At 56.4% G+C, this 17887-nt stretch carries 17 protein-coding genes and 1 pseudogene; 7 read left to right on the top strand and 11 right to left on the bottom strand.

Translation table 11 applies throughout. The annotated features are described in order from the left end of the window. Positions 1–2: 2 nt before the first annotated feature. From AACO21_RS01090 to AACO21_RS01060, 7 genes are all read right to left on the bottom strand, one after another. Complete coding sequence (locus AACO21_RS01090) at positions 3–320, bottom strand: hypothetical protein (protein WP_346190628.1); 318 nt, start codon at positions 318–320, stop codon at positions 3–5. A 687-nt stretch (positions 321–1007) separates the two neighbouring features. Continuing rightward, a complete protein-coding gene (locus AACO21_RS01085; protein WP_346190627.1) occupies positions 1008–2624 on the bottom strand; it encodes a GMC family oxidoreductase N-terminal domain-containing protein in 1617 nt (538 codons plus the stop codon). Positions 2625–2699: 75 nt separating this feature from the next. Beyond that, positions 2700–4214, bottom strand: coding sequence for a CoA-acylating methylmalonate-semialdehyde dehydrogenase (locus AACO21_RS01080; RefSeq protein ID WP_346190626.1), 1515 nt, complete (start codon positions 4212–4214; stop codon positions 2700–2702). A gap of 109 nt (positions 4215–4323) precedes the next feature. Further along, positions 4324–5049, bottom strand: coding sequence for an ABC transporter ATP-binding protein (locus tag AACO21_RS01075; protein ID WP_346190625.1), 726 nt, complete (start codon positions 5047–5049; stop codon positions 4324–4326). Further along, on the bottom strand, positions 5043–7007 hold the full coding sequence (locus AACO21_RS01070) for a branched-chain amino acid ABC transporter ATP-binding protein/permease (RefSeq protein WP_346190624.1): 1965 nt from the start codon (positions 7005–7007) through the stop codon (positions 5043–5045). Before AACO21_RS01070 ends, AACO21_RS01075 begins: the two co-directional genes overlap by 7 nt. Before the next feature lie 2 nt (positions 7008–7009). Continuing rightward, positions 7010–7882 carry a branched-chain amino acid ABC transporter permease gene (locus tag AACO21_RS01065; RefSeq protein ID WP_346190623.1) on the bottom strand — a complete coding sequence of 291 codons (873 nt, stop codon included), beginning with the start codon at positions 7880–7882 and terminating at the stop codon, positions 7010–7012. A 121-nt stretch (positions 7883–8003) separates the two neighbouring features. Then, the gene (locus AACO21_RS01060) at positions 8004–9194 is read right to left on the bottom strand and encodes an ABC transporter substrate-binding protein (RefSeq protein ID WP_346190622.1); all 1191 of its coding nucleotides are present in this window, start codon (positions 9192–9194) and stop codon (positions 8004–8006) included. A gap of 249 nt (positions 9195–9443) precedes the next feature. Here AACO21_RS01060 and AACO21_RS01055 point away from each other — a divergent pair, with 249 nt between their 5' ends. Further along, the gene (locus AACO21_RS01055; RefSeq protein WP_346190621.1) at positions 9444–10343 is read left to right on the top strand and encodes a LysR family transcriptional regulator; all 900 of its coding nucleotides are present in this window, start codon (positions 9444–9446) and stop codon (positions 10341–10343) included. Between the two features lie 95 nt (positions 10344–10438). Here the strand turns inward: AACO21_RS01055 and AACO21_RS01050 are convergent, their stop codons facing one another. From AACO21_RS01050 to nirJ, 3 genes and pseudogenes are all read right to left on the bottom strand, one after another. Further along, positions 10439–10747: a hypothetical protein gene (locus AACO21_RS01050; protein ID WP_346190620.1), complete on the bottom strand. Its 309-nt coding sequence runs from the start codon at positions 10745–10747 to the stop codon at positions 10439–10441. A 52-nt stretch (positions 10748–10799) separates the two neighbouring features. Further along, positions 10800–11681 (bottom strand): annotated as a pseudogene (locus tag AACO21_RS01045) (cytochrome D1 domain-containing protein); the annotation flags it as partial. Between the two features lie 53 nt (positions 11682–11734). Beyond that, the gene (nirJ, locus tag AACO21_RS01040) at positions 11735–12874 is read right to left on the bottom strand and encodes a heme d1 biosynthesis radical SAM protein NirJ (protein WP_346190619.1); all 1140 of its coding nucleotides are present in this window, start codon (positions 12872–12874) and stop codon (positions 11735–11737) included. On the opposite strand from nirJ, the gene AACO21_RS01035 reads away from it, so the two are divergent. The 4 genes from AACO21_RS01035 to AACO21_RS01020 all read left to right on the top strand — a co-directional run bounded on the left by AACO21_RS01035 (position 12857) and on the right by AACO21_RS01020 (position 15152). Then, complete coding sequence (locus AACO21_RS01035) at positions 12857–13414, top strand: YbfB/YjiJ family MFS transporter (RefSeq protein WP_346190618.1); 558 nt, start codon at positions 12857–12859, stop codon at positions 13412–13414. The genes nirJ and AACO21_RS01035 overlap by 18 nt on opposite strands. Before the next feature lie 182 nt (positions 13415–13596). Continuing rightward, positions 13597–14016 carry an antibiotic biosynthesis monooxygenase gene (locus AACO21_RS01030; protein ID WP_346190617.1) on the top strand — a complete coding sequence of 140 codons (420 nt, stop codon included), beginning with the start codon at positions 13597–13599 and terminating at the stop codon, positions 14014–14016. Positions 14017–14084: 68 nt separating this feature from the next. Next, positions 14085–14399, top strand: a complete 315-nt coding sequence (gene sugE, locus AACO21_RS01025; RefSeq protein WP_346190616.1) for a quaternary ammonium compound efflux SMR transporter SugE — start codon at positions 14085–14087, stop codon at positions 14397–14399. 123 nt (positions 14400–14522) lie between these two features. Continuing rightward, positions 14523–15152 (top strand): LysE family translocator, encoded by a 630-nt coding sequence (locus tag AACO21_RS01020; protein ID WP_346190615.1) that lies wholly within the window; start codon positions 14523–14525, stop codon positions 15150–15152. Between the two features lie 599 nt (positions 15153–15751). Here AACO21_RS01020 and AACO21_RS01015 read toward each other — a convergent pair. After that, positions 15752–16948, bottom strand: coding sequence for a hypothetical protein (locus tag AACO21_RS01015; RefSeq protein WP_346190614.1), 1197 nt, complete (start codon positions 16946–16948; stop codon positions 15752–15754). A gap of 319 nt (positions 16949–17267) precedes the next feature. On the opposite strand from AACO21_RS01015, the gene AACO21_RS01010 reads away from it, so the two are divergent. Together AACO21_RS01010 and umuD are read left to right on the top strand one after the other, a co-directional pair. Continuing rightward, positions 17268–17450, top strand: coding sequence for a hypothetical protein (locus AACO21_RS01010; RefSeq protein WP_346190613.1), 183 nt, complete (start codon positions 17268–17270; stop codon positions 17448–17450). Beyond that, the gene (gene umuD, locus AACO21_RS01005; protein WP_346190612.1) at positions 17443–17886 is read left to right on the top strand and encodes a translesion error-prone DNA polymerase V autoproteolytic subunit; all 444 of its coding nucleotides are present in this window, start codon (positions 17443–17445) and stop codon (positions 17884–17886) included. The genes AACO21_RS01010 and umuD overlap by 8 nt, the downstream gene beginning before the upstream one ends. The last annotated feature ends 1 nt before the right edge of the window (position 17887 follow it).

The following is a 17887-nucleotide window of genomic DNA, read 5'->3' as shown; positions in this document are numbered from 1 at the left end:
GGTCAGTACTCCTCTGGCAAGAGAACAGTGGTAGTGCTGCGGTCGGCCTCCGTGATGATCCACAGCTTCTGATTGCTGATTTCGTAGGAGGACAGCAAGCGGCTGCCGTAATGCAAGGCGGCACGATTGGCCTCCACATCCTCGGGATCGAGGTCGCCCCAGTCGCCGGTGTGGTGGCGATGCAGGAACTCATAGGGCGTCAGGTCGTTTTCCTGAAGGAAAGCCATCGCGCCCGGTGTGGCGTAGATTTCGCCCAAGTTGAACAAGGTTGGGCGTTGCCAGAGAGAAAAGCTGGTTGTGGCTGCGGTATTGGCAGTCATGGTAGGGTGCTCCTCGTGGTGAATACTCATCACACGGTTTGCGGGAGTCGGTCGCCAAACTCAGGCTCCCGCAAACCACCAGCACATGCTGCCCCCTGCCGACGAGCGACATACCGTTGAAACGAAGGAATGAATCAAAACCAACCGGCGTGACTTGGCCTGAGCGGTATTGCTCATGGTTGCAGTCGGTGAATTGGCTTGTTTCGGGGGATGCCGACAGGTCGGCTAGGGACAGGAAGCGCCTTTGCAAAGGCGTCCGGTGACAGCGATGTGCGTTTTCAGCTTAGCGCCAACGCACTCAATTTGTCAACTTGTCGTTTGAAATCAATCTGTTGTTGTTTTATCTCTGGCCGCTCAGGGCCTGATACCGGTAGATTAATCATGCTGATCACCGTCAGCACCTCGGCCTTAGCGGACATAAACGTTCTAAAAACAATTGGCCGAATCTGGTCTGGGAGCAGCCATTTTGCCTTTGGAGCCTTGGAATGACGGATTTTGCTAGCTGCCTTCTTTGGCTTTACTTTCGTCCTAGTATTTCCACGGGGCCCATAGCTGAAGGATCTCACTATTTCCGCACTCAAATAGACAGTCGCTTTAGCCGGCAGGATTACCTTTAGGTAGTCTTGCCGGCTTTCACATGTAATAAGTACGGTGCCTATTCGTCTTAGACGATTAGGGCCTGCCCATTCAGCGCCTACGTGCGGCAATGATGAGTTGCGCCCCACGTTCTGCAATCATGATAGTGGGCGAACTAGTATTTCCAGAGGTAATGGTAGGCATGATTGAGGCGTCGACAATCCGCAGCCCTGTCATTCCTTGCAAACGCAATTCGGAGTCGGTAACCGCGTTCTGGTCATCGCTGCGCCCCATTTTGCAGGTGCCGACAGGATGAAAAATGGTAGTACCGACATTGCCAGCTGCATGAGCAAGTTGCTCGTCGGTGGTGAATTGAGGTCCCGGCAAATGTTCCACCGGCTTGAATGGCGCAAGTGCCGGTTGGCTCGCGATACGACGCGTCAAGCGAAGCGCTTGTGCTGCCTTTCGCCGATCCGCTTCATGCGTGAGGTAACAGGGCGCAATTTTAGGTGCGCTGGCGGGATCGCGATCTCGGATGCCTATATGACCGCGCGACTGCGGGCGCAGATCGCAGACGCTGGCAGTAAACGCAGGAAAACTATGCAGCGGATCACCAAATTTATCCAACGACAACGGCTGTACATGATATTCGAGGTCTGGTGTCGGCACCGACTTGTCGGAGTAAGCGAATAGCCCAAGCTGGCTGGGGGCCATCGTCAGTGGGCCGCGGCGGAAAAGAGCATATTCCAGGCCCATCATGGCTTTACCCAATAGGCTGTTCGCCTGCTTGTTGAGCGTCTTGATACCCTGGACTTTGAAGACACTGCGTAGTTGCAGATGGTCTTGCAGATTTTGGCCGACTCCCGGCAAGGCGTGGACCACCGGGATGCCCAGGCGCTGCAGGAAAGTCGGGTCGCCGATACCAGAACGTTGCAGAATGGCCGGCGAACCGATGGAGCCAGCGGCAAGAACGGTCTCGATACGGCTGCGAGCCACGCAGACTTGATTGCCGAGGCGAAATTCGATGCCGCGGATGTGTTTACCTTCAAGCACTAGCTTATCGGACAGGGCCCCAGTGACGATTTTCAGATTTGCCCTCCCGCGAACCGGGTCGAGGAAGCCGCGCGCACTGCTCCAGCGCGTACCTCTTTTCTGATTGACCTCGAACTGGCTCACGCCAAGGTTGTTGCCGCCATTGAAATCCGGCGTGGCCGGAATACCTGCCTGCACTGTCGCCTCGGCGAATCGGTCCAGAATGCTCCAGGACAGCCGCTGACGCTCAACCCGCCATTCACCGCCCGAGCCATGGAGTTCGGTATTCCCCCCCCAGTGATCCTCAACCCCCTTGAATAGCGGCAGCACCTTCTGCCAGCTCCAGTTCGTGTCGCCGGTCGATTCGGCCCATACATTGTAGTCATGTGCCTGGCCACGCAAATAGAGCATGGCATTGATCAATGTACTACCGCCAAGGCCTTTACCTCGGGCGTAGATGATCGAACGCCCATTGAGTCCGGGTTCGGGCTCCGTCTTGTAGCACCAGTCGGTACGCGGATTGTTGATGCAGTAAAGGTAGCCAACAGGGATCTTGGTCCAGATCCATTTCTCGTCGTTGCCGGCTTCGAGCAGAAGGACGGTCACGTCGGGGTCGGCCGACAGGCGGTTGGCCAAGACGCAGCCGGCCGCACCGCCGCCGACTACAACATAGTCGAATTCACCGAAATCTTTCATAGTGCATTCCTGGGAAAGTCAAGTTTGATGGCGCCCTCCGCTATGGCGGAGGGCATTTCAGAAGACGGCCGGAGGTTAGTTCACCGGCATCACAAACTCGGGGCCCTTGGAACCACTGTCAGGCCAACGCTGCATAACGCTCTTGTAGCGGGTGTAGAAACGCACCCCTTCTTCGCCATAGCTGTGGTGATCGCCGAACAGGCTCTGCTTCCAGCCGCCGAAGGAATGCCAGGCCATCGGTACCGGAAGGGGGACATTAATGCCGACCATTCCGACCTGGATTTTCTGGGCAAACTCCTGTGCAGTCCGCCCGTCGCGGGTATAGCAGGCGACGCCGTTGCCGAAGGCGTGGGCGTTGATCAGGTTCACCGCCTCGGCAAAGGTGTCGACCCGCACCACGCAGAGCACCGGGCCGAAGATTTCCTCTTCGTAGATCTTCATGCCGGGCTTCACATGATCGAACAGAGTGGCGCCGAGGAAGTAGCCCGTCTCGCGTCCGGCCACAACATGTCCACGCCCATCGAGCACGGGGCTGGCGCCCTGTTCAATACCCGATGCGATGTAGTCCTCGATGCGCGCCTTGGCGGCGTGCGTGACGACCGGCCCCATGTCGGCGCCGGGAGCTTCACCATCGTTGATGTTGAGCTTCTCGGCGCGGCTCTTCACCTTGGCAACCAGTTCATCGGCGATATGCCCCACCGCCACTGCCACCGAGATCGCCATGCAGCGCTCGCCGGCCGAGCCATAGGCGGCACCGATCAGTGCATCGGCGGCCTGGTCGAGGTCGGCATCCGGCATAACGACCATGTGATTCTTGGCACCGCCCAAAGCCTGCGAGCGCTTGCCGTTGCGGGCTGCGGTCTCGTAGATGTAGCGAGCGATCGGCGTGGAGCCGACAAAACTAACCGCCTGCACGTCAGGGTGGGCGAGCAGCGCATCCACAGCCGTCTTGTCCCCTTGCACGACGTTGAACACCCCCGCCGGCAAGCCGGCCTCACGGAATAGTTCGGCCGTTAGCAACGAAGGCGAAGGATCTCGCTCGGACGGCTTGAGGATAAATGAATTACCACAGGCGATGGCAACCGGGGCCATCCACATCGGCACCATGAAAGGGAAGTTGAAAGGAGTGATGCCGGCGGTAACGCCGAGTGGCATGCGTTGGCTCCAGTTGGCGATGCCGCCACCGACGCTGTCGGAATACTGCCCCTTCAGGAGCTGCGGAATGCCGCAGGCAAACTCGATTATCTCCAGGCCACGCTGCACCTCGCCCTGGGCATCAGGAAAGGTCTTACCATGCTCACGGGTGATCAGTCGGGCGAGATCATCTGTGTGCCGTTCGACCAGTTCCTTCATCTTGAACAGCACGCGGGCGCGGCGCTGAGGAGCCAGATTCCCCCACTTGACCTGTGCGGCAACAGCAGATGCAACAGCGTCCTCCACGTCGGCTTGGCTCGCAAGGTCAACATAACGGGCAACTTTTCCTGCTGCCGGGTCAAAAACAGGGCTTTGACGATCATCTCCACCGCGACGGAACTCGTTGTCGATCCAGTGGCCAACATGACTGAGTGGAGTGGTATACGTAATGCTCATATTTAAATCTCCAAAAAAAGTATCTCAAACAGGTGTAATCAATTTAACGCCATGAAATACATGGGGTCCAATGAGTTATTCTCAAAATAGATATTTTGATTGGAAATATCTAAGAGTGCCCTCCCCCCAGATACGCTGCGTGCACCGCAGGATCGTCCCGGAGTTGTTCGGAGGGCCCGTGTATCGAAATCCGGCCGTTTTCGAGCACATAACCGTAGTCGCTAACGGAGAGTGCTGCAGCAGCGAACTGCTCGACTAGCAACATAGTCACGTTCTGTCGGCGAAGGTCGGCAATGATGTTGAAAACCTCATCGACCAGGATTGGCGCCAACCCCATTGACGGCTCATCGAGCAGGATCACTTCGGGGTCAAGCATCACTGCCCGCGCCATTGCGAGCATTTGTTGTTCGCCACCGGAAAGTGTGCCGGCCAGTTGGTGGCGGCGCTCCTTAAGGCGTGGAAAAAGATCCATCGCCTGCTCCAGGTCGCACTGGATGTCACCTTTCGGGCGGCTACCGGTGAAGCGTGGAAAAGCACCAAGCAAAAGATTATCGGCTACCGACAGATTCGGAAAAACGCGGCGTCCTTCCGGTGAATGCGCGAGGCCGCGGCGAGCAATGCGGTGCGAGTCGAAACCGGTAATGTCGTGGCCTTCGAGCAGCACAGCACCGCGGGATGGTTTAATCATCCCGGAGATAGCTCTCATGGTCGTAGTCTTGCCGGCTCCATTCGAACCGATCAGACAGACCACCTTGGCCTTGGGGACGGTAAGCGAGATGCCATGAAGTACATCGACGCCGCCATAGCCGGCGTGCAGATTGTCTAAGGTCAGCATGCGTATGACTCCTGGGCATCGGTTTGCACCGCTTCGGCACCGAGATAGGCTTCAATGACTTTTGTATTGGTACGAATCTCGGCTGGTGTGCCTTCAGCGATCTTTTGGCCGAAATCGAGCACCGAAATACGGTCGCAAACCCCCATTACCACGTCCATGTGATGTTCAATAAGAACGACCGCAATGCCATGTTCGCGAATCTTGCGAATCATTGCCGTTAACTCTGGCAGGTCGGCCGGCGGAATGCCGGCAGCCGGTTCATCGAGCAGGAGCAGCGAAGGCGACAGCGCCAGGGCGCGCGCTATCTCGAGCAAGCGCTGTTTTCCGTATGGCAAATTGCGCGCTTCTTCGTTGAGCAATTCACCCAAACCCACGAAATCAAGCAGGCTTGCCGCACGTGAGCGAGTTGCGAGTTCCTGCCGGCGATAGCGTGCGGTGCGCAGAACGACATCTGCCAAAGTCAGCGAGTAGGAATGGGTCAATCCCACCATGACATTCTCGATGACTGTCATTTCGCCAAACAGCTGCACATTCTGGAAGGTCCGTGCCACACCTTGAAGTGCGATGGCCGATGACGTGCGCCCTGAAATAGCATTCCCTGCAAAGGAGACATGCCCCCGGGTCGGCATGTAGATGCCGGTTAGCACATTCATCATTGTGCTTTTGCCCGAGCCATTGGGGCCAATCAGACCATGAACGCGACCGGCAGCGATTCGTAGATTAACTTCGTTGAGTGCCTTGAGCCCACCGAACTGCATCACGATGCCGGACGCCTCCAGCAGCGCACCTCCTGTCTTTATGTGCTCTGGCGCCGCCCAGACAAGGGAAGCATCGCCCTTATCTGTGATCACTTCGTGGACTTGGACCCACTGCGGCCGGAAGCGCTTCACGACGGTGCGCAGGTACCCCATGATGCCGTCCGGCAGGTAATAAACCACACCGAGGATTAGCAGACCAAAAATGGTCAGGCGATGTTCTGCAATATCCTCGAGGGTAAAGGCAAAAACCACGAAGGCGGCCAACGTAACTAAGGGCGTCGCCAATTGGCGCAGGGTGGTACGGGTTTTCAAGACTGCGTAAGCGGCACAGATGAGGACAGCCCCGGCGATGACCACTGTTAGCTGCCGGAACAACTCGATATCGGAGAGCAAGTTGGGTAGCAGCACGACAATGGCGGCGCCAAGTACAGAGCCACTACGAGTTTTGCGCCCACCCAGCGTGACCGCCAGCAGAAACAGGATGGCCAATTCGAAATTGAAGGTACTAGGGGCAATGTATTCCTCCGAAAAGGCATAGAGCCCGCCCGCCAGGCCGGCAAAGCCGGCACTCATGACAAAGGCCAATACCTTGCTTCGGTACACCGAAACCCCCATGCAATCACAGGCTACAGGACTGCCGCGCAAGGCTTCAAAAGTACGGCCGATATAGGACTTCAGCGTACGGTGCACAACCAGTAGCGCGAGCAGGACTGCGGCAAGGGTGAAGTAGTAAAAACCCACCGCCGTGACCACATGGCCTAACACCACCGGCTTGAGCACCTGCAGCCCTTGCGGACCATTGGTGAGGAAATCCATCTCGTTGATAAGAATCTGGGCGATAGTGCCGAAGGCAAGAGTAACCATCGCCAAGTAGGGACCGGTGACGCGCAAAGCTGGCACTGCGAGGATGGCGCCAAAGGCGGCAGTAACGGCAATGGCACCTGGCAGCGCCAACCAGAATGGGAGGCTGGCTTGGGTAAACATGACCCCGGTGGCGTAGGCGCCGATACCGAAAAGGCCAGCATGGCCGAGCGAGATTTCCCCGGTATAACCAACCACAATATCCAGACCGAAGAGCAAGATAGTGTAGATGCCGATCACCACTAGGAGGTGGATGTAATAAGGATTGGGCACGAACAGGGGAAACAACATGAGCCCCATCAAGAGCAGGCAAAAGAAAAGCAGTTTGGTGTTTTTCATGATTACACTTTCTTAATCGCAGTCTTCCCAAACAGGCCCGCCGGCTTCACGGCCAACACCACCAGCAGCAGTACCAGCCCGGGCACGTCCTTGTAGCCGGTAGAGACATAGAAACCAGTGAAGGTCTCAGCCAGACCGAGGATCAGGCCGCCGACAATGACCCCCAACCCAGAGGTGAGTCCGCCGATGATGGCAACAGCAAAAGCCTTGAGACCGAGGGAGGCCCCCATGCTGGCGCCAGTCAGGGTCAGTGGTGCGACCAGAACACCAGCGAAGGCTGCGGCGGCGCACGATATGGCGTAGGAAAAGGTGATGACCTGGCCAGTATTGATGCCCATCAGGCTGGCAGCATCGCGGTCGGCGGCAGTAGCAACAATAGCCTTGCCGTAGATCGACTTTCGGTTGAAAAACTCGACAGCAAACATCAGCACGAGCGCACCAACGATTACAATAATTTCCATCGGCAGGATGTTTGCGCCGAACAACTGCAACGGCGCTTCGGGCACTGGCGAGGGAAATTTTAGGTCGTCCTTGCCCCAGATGTTCTCGGCGACGTTTTTCATGATGATGCCGAAGGCAATGGTGGCCATGATCCACCCTTGTGACTTGATCTTCAGCGCGGGCCGAACGCTTAGACGCTCTACGCCGATGCCATAGAGGGCGCCAGCAAGTAGCACAATAGGAATCATCAACCAGTAGTTACCGATATGACTGACGGTGCTAAGGCCAATCAGGGCGCCGACAGCTAAGGCTTCGCCCTGGCCAAAATTGAGGGTGCCTGAGGTAGAAAAAGTCAGCTGATAGCCGAAGGCGATGACCGCGTAGATCATGCCCAGGGCGATGCCGCTGAACACGATTTGCAACAGCATGTCCATGGAAAGGGCTCCGTGTGGGGATGTGCCCGACAAGTGACGGGCCAAGCATGCGGTGCAGTTCGCAGCTACTAGCAATCCGCACCGCCTGGTGATGAGGCTGAAAACAACGCTGAAGAGAGCGTTATCTGGCGCTCTTGTTCTTCTCAGCGTCGTAGGCGTACACCACCTGACCGCCCTTGACCTCCCCGGTCACCAATGTGCTAATTCCATGGACGGCTTCGTGGACCTGCTTGCTATATGGCTTCTCATAGGTCTGAACAACGCCCATCACCGGTTCCTTGAGGTTTTCCAGCGCCTCGCGGATCTTGACCCCATCGGTGCTTCCAGCTTGCTTGATCGCCGCAGCAAGTAGTTGCATAGCGTCATAGCCTTGAGCCGCAGAAGCTGGTGAAGGGATGCGCTCGACCTTATAGGTTTTCTGATAGGCATCGATAAATGCTTTACGCTTGGGCGTAGTTGCTTCCTGGATGAAAGTCTGCGGCATCCGGGCCCCTTCGGCATTACGGCCGGCATTGTCGATGAAGTTGGCCATCGACAGCGTCCAACTGCCGACCATCGGCACTTTCCATCCGAGTTTTGCCATGCCGTTGGCAATCTGCGCCAACTCTGGCCCTATGGCATAGGTCAGGATGGCCTCGGCCCCAGCAGATTTGGCTTTAAGAAGCTGCGGGGTCATGTCTACGTCCTTGATATTGAATTTCTCCACAGCCACCGCGGTGATGCCTTTATTCTTCAGCGCAGCTTCTAGATCCTCGCGACCAAGTTGGCCGTAATTGGTGGAGTCTGCAAGGATGGCAACTTTCTTGAATTTGCGGCGTTCAATAGCCTCCTCGACGATTAAGGCCGCCTGGATGCTATCGTTAGCAGCAACGCGGAAAATATAGCTTTCCTGATATTGGGGCGGCAGAAATTGGCGAGTCACTTGGGTGCCGGTCGCCACCGTGGTAATCATCGGAATCTTTGATTCCTGATAGAAACGTTGGCTGGCCAAGGCGACACCGGTATTGGCGATACCCAGTGCAGCGACCACTTTTTCCTTATTGATCAGTTCTTGCACCACTTGGGCGCCACGTTCATTCTTCGCCTCATCATCGCGCTCAATCAACTGGATTTGGCTACCAATGATGCCACCTGCGGCATTGATTTCCTGGGCAGCCAGTCGGATACCATCTCGCATAGCAACCCCCATCGGCGAAGAACCACCGGTAAATGGGCCAGACACACCGATGCGGATTGTGTCTGCAGCCTGCGCGCCACAGGCCAAACTAACCGCCAAGGCGGCAGTGATCAAATCTATCTTCAGCTTAAACATTGTCTCTTCCTCTTGGTTTTGAGTAACGAACCGTAGTGCCGGATAGACGGCAGAACACCCGCCATAAAGCACTTCTCCTCACGTCGCCGAATACTTATCCAAGGGTAAAAAGATGAGCCAGATATATGGAAGACTCATTGCAAAACCCTATGAATAAACAGACAAACGACTGATTGGCATTAAAACCAGTGGAAACTGCGGGGTCCAATGAGTTATTGTTGACTCAGTTATTTAAACTTCAAATATCAAATGGACTACTCTGGACTAAGAGCCTTTGTCATGGTTGCCCAAGAAGGAAATCTGACACGAGCAGCTGATCGCCTATGCCTTACTCAGCCGGCCCTGAGCCTACAGCTAAAAAAACTCCAAGAGACTCTTGACGTAACCCTCTTTGAGCGCTTGCCCCGAGGCATGCGCCTGACACAAGCCGGACGCCAGCTGCTACCTGCTGCCGAGCGGGTTTTGATGTCCGCTACCGAATTTCGCGCGGCAGCGGTGAGCCTTAAGGGCAGTGTTATGGGAACACTGCGTCTTGGAACGATTGTCGATCCCGAGTTTCTACGTTTGGGAGCCTGCCTACGGCTACTTGCCGAACGCCATCCCGGACTATCTTTCGTGCTCCGGCATGGCATGTCAGGTGCCATGGCTCGAGAGGTCGAGGCGGGAAACCTCGATGTTGCCTTTGCGCTTGGAGCTCCCGAACTAGAAGATCTACAGGACAGATTCCATGTTCTCGCTCTGACAGGTTTCGTCTATCGGGTCGTTGCCCCACCAAGCTGGGGAGTACAGGTGCGAGGAAAAAGCTGGGGAGATTTGGCTCAGTTACCGTGGATCGGCACGCCTCCGGAGTCAGTTCACAACCGACTGCTTAGCCGTATCGCAGCAGCAGAAAATGTAGATTTCAAGGTGGTGGCACAGGTCGATCTAGAGCCATCGATGATGGATTTGGTTAAATCCGGGGTCGCCCTCTCCCTTGCTCGCGATAGCTTGGCCTTGCATGCAGCTCATGCCGATGGCGTAGTGATTGCCGATGCCGTCACAGTACCTGCGGCTCTTGGATTCGTATGTCGCAAAGATCGATTAAAGGAGCCAGCGATTGCAGCGGCATTGGAAATCGTGTCAGAAGCTTGGCATGGAGAGGTTCATTAACAATTGCCGGGATAATCTATGCTGGCATGATGCCCTGTGGGGATTACTCCCCAGAACAAGAGTTGTCGCATAGGCTTGACCTTGAGCAGCGTTGTCTACAGATTAGAGAGCGGCTTGGTGTGGTTAGTGAAGAAGCCACCTTCGGTCAGCACCCTACGTAATTTTTGCACTGCAGTCTTTAGCCGGTCAGTGGTAAACCCTCCAAAACCGAGCATCAGACCGGAAAGTTTGAGGCCATCGGAGCACATCGTCGAGAGGGGTCTAAGGGCAATACCTGCCATGCTGGCTGCTGCCGCAATCGCTACGTCGTCCAGCCCCTCGGGAAGCCGCACCACGAGATGCATCCCTTGGTTTGCCGATTGAATTTGCAACTCGGGCAGTTCGAGTTGGAGGGCATCGATCAATCCCTGGCGCCTCTCGGCATAGACGCCACGAATGCGTCGAATATGGGTCTCAAAGTAACCCGGGCACGAAGGCGCCTTCCTTGTACTTGAAGTCGTGGATCATGCCGGCCGGGATGTCGTCGGCCTTCGGGTTATACGACACCTCCCAGACTTCCTTCACGTCCTTCAGCGCGGCAACGAAGCTCTGGCGCGGCGAGGCGTCATAGACGGCCGACACGCGCGAGGTCGTCTTGCCATCCTTGTCGGTGACCGGCAGGATTTTCTTCAGGTTCAGGTCGGCGTCGAGGATGACCAGGCTGTGCGGCAGGTAGTTGGCCACCGCCACCCACTTGCCGTCGCCCGACACCGCCGCGTTGCGGGTGTTGATGCCGGCGCGCACCTCGGCGACGATCTTCAGGTTCCACAGGTCGTACTTGGTGATCCAGCCATCGCGCGAGGCAAAGAAGACGTAGCGGCCGTCCGGCGTGAATTTCGGCCCGCCGTGCAGGGCGAAGCGGGACTGGAAGCGATGGATGGGTTCCAGCTTGTCGCCGTCGAGCACCGACACGTGGTGGTCGCCGCTCTCCACCACGACGAACAGGTTGAGCGGATCGGCCTTGAACACCGGTTTGTCGGGCAGCGGCTGCTTTGCGTAGACGATGCGCGAGGCGGCGATTTCCTTCTCGCCCCAAGCCGGCATGGGCAGGATGGGGGTGTAGGCGTAATCGACCAAGGCCTTGATCTCGTCGGCCGACAGCTTGTCGCCAAAGCCCTGCATCTGGGTGGCCGGCCGGCCTTCACGGACGACCTTCTCGGCCTCCGGCTTGCGCAGGCGGGCCAGGTTGTCCGGCAGCAGCGCCGGGCCGAGGCCGCCCAGGCGGTCGGCGCCGTGGCAGGCGGCGCAGTGCTGCTTGAAATTGGCCTGCACGTCGGCCGCCTCGGCCAGTTGCGCCATGCCGAACAGGAAGTAGGCGGCAAAGCCGGCCGGGACCAGGATTTTCCAATAGCTCATAGACCGATCTCTTCATCCGACAGGTAGCAGCCGGGATCTTCCGCCCACGGGTCGCCGGTCATCTGCTGGGCGCGGACGCGGGTATTGCCGTTGCAGATTTGCAAATAGGCGCATGCGCCGCAGCGTCCCTGGACCGCCCGCGGGTGCTGCTTCAAGCCAGCCATCAGCGCGTCCGAGGTATCCGGCCAGATCTGCGAGAACGGCCGGTCCTTGACGTTGCCCAGGGTGTGGTGCCACCACATGGTGTCCGGGTGCACATTGCCCAGGTTGTCGATATTGGCGACATTGACACCCGACGAGTTGCCGCCCCACTGGCGCAGCTTGGCCTCGACGTGCGCCGCCTGTTCCGGAAAGCGCTGGCGCACCCAGTGCAGGAAATAGACGCCGTCGGCATCGTTGTTGCCGGTGGTGAATTCCTTGTTCAGCCCGCGCTGCTGGTAGTCCCGGCAGGTGGCGAACAGCAGGTCCATCGCCCAGCGCGTCAGCTGGTGCTGTGCATCGTCCTTGCGGTTCTTGTTGCCCCGCCCGGCGTAATTGAGGTGCGAGAAGTAGAAGCGGTCGATGCCTTCGTCCTCGACCAGCTTGAGCAGCCCGGGCAGGTCGTGGGCGTTGTCCTGGGTCATCGTGAAGCGCACGCCGATCTTCAGGCCGAGGTCGCGGCACAGGCGGATGCCGTGCAGGGATTTCTCGAAGGCACCGTCCAACCGGCGGAACTTGTCGTGCGTCGCGCCCAGCCCGTCGAGCGAGACGCCGACGTAGTTGAAATCACATTCGGCGATTCTGTCGATATTGTTCTCGTCGATCAGCGTGCCGTTGGACGACAGGCCGACGTAGAAGCCCTTGGCCTTGGCACGCTTGGCAATATCGTAGATGTCCGGCCGTAGCAGCGGCTCGCCGCCGGACAGGATGAGCACCGGCACCTTGAAGCCGCGCAGGTCATCCATCACCGTATAGACCTGTTCGGTCGTCAGCTCGCCGGGGAAATTGGTGTCGGCGGAAATGGAATAGCAGTGCTTGCAGGTCAGGTTGCAGCGCCGGATCAGGTTCCAGATCACCACCGGCCCCGGCGGATTGCGCTTGGGGCCGAGCGGCGTCGGCGACGCGATTTCCTGCATGTATTGGGAGATACGGAACATCAATTTTCCTCGTCGTACCAAGAATTTGAACGATTTGTCATCAGCGCCACCTTCATCGTGGCTATCCTCGAAAAACTACCTCTTTTTACGGGGAAAGGCGGTTGGGTCTGGGTTGTCGTTGGCATCGCAGCTACGCCGTCGTCCTTTGCTTGGGACCGTATCGCTCGGGCGATCGGCCAGATTCCAGCCCTGCTGCTCGCCTACGGACTGCAAACAGTTTCCATCATCCTGCCCGTCCTGACGAATAGTTCATCACTCAACCTGTTCAGCGCCATTCTCTTTGGCGGCACCTTCGTGGGCATTGTCAGTCTGACGCTAACGCTCATCGGTCGATGTTTTCCGGAGAATCCCGCCAAGGCGATGGCACGGCTAACCCTCAGCTACGGCGTCGCACAAATAGTTGCGCCGGCCATGGCCGGGTATATCGCTGCGGTTAGCGGAAGCTATGAGCGGGCTCTCATCATTGCAGCAAGTGTCATGGTTGCAGGCATGTTCCTGCTCGTTGCCCTCGGGAAGCACGAGGGAAGACAAAAAACCTGATTACCCCTTAGCGCGCGGCGACCAAACATTTCCCCTCCATTCCAAATGATGCGGCGCCCAGCCCCGGCACTACTGGGGCTGCGGCCGGGGAGCACAATACCGGTCCAAAGAAAATTGAGAATACTGGACCTTCACGTTGTGCCGGTCGGACATAATAGTTCACAGCCGATTGTGATCAGCCTTTGCACCATCTCGTCGAGAAGACGCCAGCCCTCTACAACCCCATGTACACATCAACTTTCACTTTCGCTCCAGGTGCCTTCGACGATGAATTTCATGCTTTGGACGAGGAAATTGCCCGAACTGCAAAATCCATCCCCGGCTACCTGGGTGAAGAGAGTTGGGAGAATCCTTCAACAGGACTCATTTCCAATGTGTACTACTGGGAAACCCTGGATGCACTTCAGGAGTTGGTAAAACATCCAGTACACGTCGCTGCAAAGGAGCGGCAAGCCCGTTGGCTCAATGGCTATCAAGTGGTCATTGCTCAGGTTATCGGCTGCTATGGTGACGGCGGCATTCCACATCCGCTTGCTCACAAAACGCTCACAGCAAGCGGCCATAGATCGCCTTGTATCCGCAAAAGTAGAATGGACAGATGAACAGTTACGGGATCGGTTTGAAGGGGATTCAAGATCACCTCTAGAGCGTCCTCGGAAAGGAGAATCGTATGGCGTGGGCACTCTTGGTAATTGCTGGTTTTCTTGAAGTGGGTTGGGCCATCGGTCTGAAGTACACGGAGGGATTCACCAAGCCGTGGCCGAGTATTTTCACAATCACGGCCATGATCATCAGTGTCGTGCTGCTGGGCATTGCCATGAAGTTCCTGCCTGTTGGCACCTCCTACGCCGTGTGGGTAGGAGTCGGGGCTGTTGGTACGGCAATCCTCGGCATCATTCTATTCGGAGAACCTGCCACACCTGCTCGGCTGCTCAGCCTGGGGTTCATCGTTGCCGGCATCGTCGGCCTCAAACTGGCAAGTTAGGCTTAGTTAAATTGGTGTAGTTGCAAGGATCCGAATATGCAAAGCATGAGCACCTCATAGAGACCTTGCACTTCAAACACGTCCGTACAAAGTACGTCCAGCGTAGGAACCCATCACCGATAAATGACCAACACCATGTCGTTCATAGCTTTCCTGACCACCGCCATTCTCCTTGCCATCACTCCTGGCCCAGGTATTGCTTACGTGGTCGCTCGTACAGTGGCTGGCGGCCGGACAGAAGGCTTGACCTCATGTTTCGGCACCTGCATCGGCGGAATGTTCCACGTTCTCGGGGCAGCGTTCGGGCTGTCTGTGCTAATTGCCCAATCCGCCGTGGCCTTCAACATGATCAAGTACCTCGGCGCGGTCTATCTGATCTACTTGGGGATTCGCCTGCTCCTGTGTAAGGAAGAAGCGCTCCCGGTCGAGCCAATTGTTTCTCAAGGTACACACAGTGCGCTGTTTGAGGGAATCTTTGTAGAGGTCTTCAACGTCAAGACCGCACTCTTCTTTCTAGCGTTCCTGCCGCAGTTTTCCTTACCTGGCAAACCGTTAGCTCCACAACTAATGCTGCTCGGAAGCATCTGCGTTGTCCTCAACACGCTCGTAGATGTCATAGCGGTTTTTGCTATAAATCGTTTGCTTAAATCAAGCAACACCAGCACTGCACGCGCTCGACTACTTACCTGGGCGTCCGGTCTCACTATGCTAGGGTTAGGTGCCTATTTGGCAATAGCACGGCGTAACGCCTAGGTCTGATATGGTCCCTTCGGCCTGATTGGAGCTAGTGACCTGCTCTCTGAAATTAGTCCGGTCATGATGTAGCGTCTGACTCGATAGGTGGCGGACATCGACGCGGCCGGCGGTATTCCGAAGACCGGCACGGCCGCCCTTCACGGCTTCGTGTTGAACCGGGGGCTGGGCCACAAGATGCTCGGGAAGGCCTCGTTCACGGCCACATACGGCCGTTGACGCGCGAGTGCGGGGGGGCAGCCGTTGCTCGTCCCGCCGGACTGGAGGGCGTCGATACGTCCGCAAAGAGCACGATCCGGACCTAGGCAGGTAGTGCAACCAGACGTGCAACCCTTCAAATTGCCAATGGCCGGTCTGTACTCAGGACTGGCCACTTATCATTGAGGTCGCCACCGACCGCTAAGGCCGAGATCCGGCCTGATGCCAGCGGCAACAGGCAGTTGGTCGGCCTAGGACTAAACCGCTCGCGCGGTAGGGTCCGTGCTGAACCGCAGCGCGCCGCTCTGGCGGACAAGAGGTTCGTATTGCGCTGGCAATTGCCGATGTTGGAAATGAGGCATTCCCGCCTCGTTCTGACAGGCTTCTCAGTGTGAAGATGCCTAACCCTCAAACTGATCAAGTTGATGCTCAGCAAAAAGCACTTCGGGCGATTTTGTCCCAACCGTCATTTCCGGAGATGCGAAAACATATTGCTCAAAATCAGGCGGCAAATCAAAGTCGGTCGATGGGGTTAAAAACCGCTCAAGTTTTTGATGTGCCGCAAGCTGCTGAACATTGGTAAACGGCACCGTTAAATCGATGCCGGTGATCGATTTGATCTCATCGCAATTTTCAGCAAACACATCATGTGGTTTTTTCTGACCAACGAACATCTTGTGGTGGCGAGGATCGCTTCCATCAAAGTACCAAGCCATTAAATTTTTGCCCCGAGTACCCAAGCCTTTGACGGCTGCATCGGTCGGCATCATTATCGGAAAATTTTGGCGCAGCCCAAAATCATGCTCGACCATGGATAAAATTTCGTCATTGATCAAAACTTCATCCCAACCCCAATCTGCAGGGCTGACTTTTGCATTGCGAGTCAACCAACGCTTTTTGACGGTCACTTCGATAAAAAGATACCGTTGGCACAGCGCCAAGTACTCAGCCGGGATAACCACAATATCGTGGCTATAGGCTACTCGGGACATCCAGTGGGCAGGATCATTGAGTGCAAAAAATCGAATGCTGTGATCCTGTAGTGACAGTTCCCAATACCCATTGCGGCGACTACCGTGAAACTGCAGCCTGTCCCGATAGTCAGTAGCCCATGAAATTTTCTGGTTGTGCAGCAATTCAGCCCGGTCAGCAAGGGTGGTGACAGCGGTCCTGACTTCTTCAATACTGTCGAACGGCACAAAAAGGGCGGCTGTCGCGCGTCGGATTTTGCTGCACGCCACGCTGAACAGTTTGACCAGATCCAAGGGAGTATCCCAAAAAATCAGCCACTCCTGCAATAAGCTCAACGCCAATTGAGCCGCAGCCATCGGATTGTTGTGAGTCAGCAACTCACAACTAACAGAGCAGTCACCAGGGTAGATTTCAACTTGATAGCCTTTCCATTGGCCCGAGACACCGTAAACAACGGATACGGAAAAGTCGCTGCCGCTGATGTAGGAGGGCGGATTGATTGGGGTGAGCATAGTTTTTCCGCCCAGTTCATGGCAGCAACTGCCAGTGTATCCCGGCAATAGGCGCATTTTCTTGCGTGAAATATTCTTTGAATCGGGATAGAAGTTAATGACGAGATTTCTCATCGAGGTCTCCATTCAAGGGAGGTTAAAAAGCAAAGGCCGTGAGCCGCTCATCAGCGGCTATGTTTGCTTTACAGTTTTTTGCCGACGTAATTCGAGTAGAAATTCGTGGCTGTTCCTGGCAAATACGTGCCCCATTTCAAGGCGGGCAAGGAGCTTTTGGAACGTGTCGAGCAGCACAACGACACGAAACGACTCAGCCCCCCTCCCCGTCTGCACGACGCTAACCATAAGTTTCAGGCGGGGAGGACTCATCACTTTGGCATACAGTATTGATTGCCTCTGTTTGCTGTATAAAAATACAGTATTAAAGGAGGCTGCCATGATTCGTATCGTTTGCCCATTCTGTCACTCCCCGCTGAACGCCACCGATCTGGAAACAGCAACGCTCGGTGATCGCGTGTGCTTGGTTTGTCCCGAGTGCGAGCACGTCCTATTGATGGATGATACTCACGCTGGACCTGAAGTGCCGGTGTCTGCCGAGGCGGTTGAAGCCCATGCTTGAGGCTGCCAATTCAAGCTTCGATTGGTTGCCTGCCCTCGACCCGCCACGTCTATTCATCCCACTCGGTGCGGCCAAGGTCTCGGCAGGATTTCCCAGCCCGGCTGCCGACTACGAAGACAAGCGGCTCGACATCAACGAGTACCTGGTTCGCAACACGGTCAGCACCTTCTTCTTCCCGGTGCAGGGCGACTCGATGCAAGGTGCGGAGATCTTCGACGGCGATATTCTGGTTGTGGATCGCAGCATCAAGGCCAGCCATGGTCACATCGTTATTGCATTTGTCGATGGCGAACGTCTGGTGAAGCGCCTTTATCACCGTGATGGCCGTGTGGCTTTGGTCGCTGAAAACCCGGCCTATCCGACCATCGACATTCGCGGTGACATGGAATTGGTCATCTGGGGTGTGGTGATCGGCAAGTTCAAGCGCCTGGGGTAGC

Source organism: Dechloromonas sp. ZS-1, from assembly GCF_039649255.1.
Classification (GTDB): Bacteria; Pseudomonadota; Gammaproteobacteria; order Burkholderiales; family Rhodocyclaceae; genus Azonexus.
The sequence above is the reverse complement of the archived record's forward strand: the minus strand, read 5'-3'. Positions and strand labels throughout refer to the sequence as shown.

What these genes read in the sequence shown, in the direction of transcription:
- AACO21_RS01010 (WP_346190613.1), top strand. Translation starts at nt 17,268, where the DNA reads ATGATTCGTATCGTTTGCCCATTCTGTCACTCCCCGCTGAACGCCACC.
- AACO21_RS01090 (WP_346190628.1), bottom strand. Translation starts at nt 320, where the DNA reads ATGACTGCCAATACCGCAGCCACAACCAGCTTTTCTCTCTGGCAACGC.
- AACO21_RS01015 (WP_346190614.1), bottom strand. Translation starts at nt 16,948, where the DNA reads ATGAGAAATCTCGTCATTAACTTCTATCCCGATTCAAAGAATATTTCA.
- AACO21_RS01055 (WP_346190621.1), top strand. Translation starts at nt 9,444, where the DNA reads ATGGACTACTCTGGACTAAGAGCCTTTGTCATGGTTGCCCAAGAAGGA.
- AACO21_RS01075 (WP_346190625.1), bottom strand. Translation starts at nt 5,049, where the DNA reads ATGCTGACCTTAGACAATCTGCACGCCGGCTATGGCGGCGTCGATGTA.
- AACO21_RS01070 (WP_346190624.1), bottom strand. Translation starts at nt 7,007, where the DNA reads ATGAAAAACACCAAACTGCTTTTCTTTTGCCTGCTCTTGATGGGGCTC.
- AACO21_RS01020 (WP_346190615.1), top strand. Translation starts at nt 14,523, where the DNA reads ATGACCAACACCATGTCGTTCATAGCTTTCCTGACCACCGCCATTCTC.
- sugE (WP_346190616.1), top strand. Translation starts at nt 14,085, where the DNA reads ATGGCGTGGGCACTCTTGGTAATTGCTGGTTTTCTTGAAGTGGGTTGG.
- nirJ (WP_346190619.1), bottom strand. Translation starts at nt 12,874, where the DNA reads ATGTTCCGTATCTCCCAATACATGCAGGAAATCGCGTCGCCGACGCCG.
- AACO21_RS01065 (WP_346190623.1), bottom strand. Translation starts at nt 7,882, where the DNA reads ATGGACATGCTGTTGCAAATCGTGTTCAGCGGCATCGCCCTGGGCATG.
- AACO21_RS01060 (WP_346190622.1), bottom strand. Translation starts at nt 9,194, where the DNA reads ATGTTTAAGCTGAAGATAGATTTGATCACTGCCGCCTTGGCGGTTAGT.
- AACO21_RS01085 (WP_346190627.1), bottom strand. Translation starts at nt 2,624, where the DNA reads ATGAAAGATTTCGGTGAATTCGACTATGTTGTAGTCGGCGGCGGTGCG.
- AACO21_RS01080 (WP_346190626.1), bottom strand. Translation starts at nt 4,214, where the DNA reads ATGAGCATTACGTATACCACTCCACTCAGTCATGTTGGCCACTGGATC.
- umuD (WP_346190612.1), top strand. Translation starts at nt 17,443, where the DNA reads ATGCTTGAGGCTGCCAATTCAAGCTTCGATTGGTTGCCTGCCCTCGAC.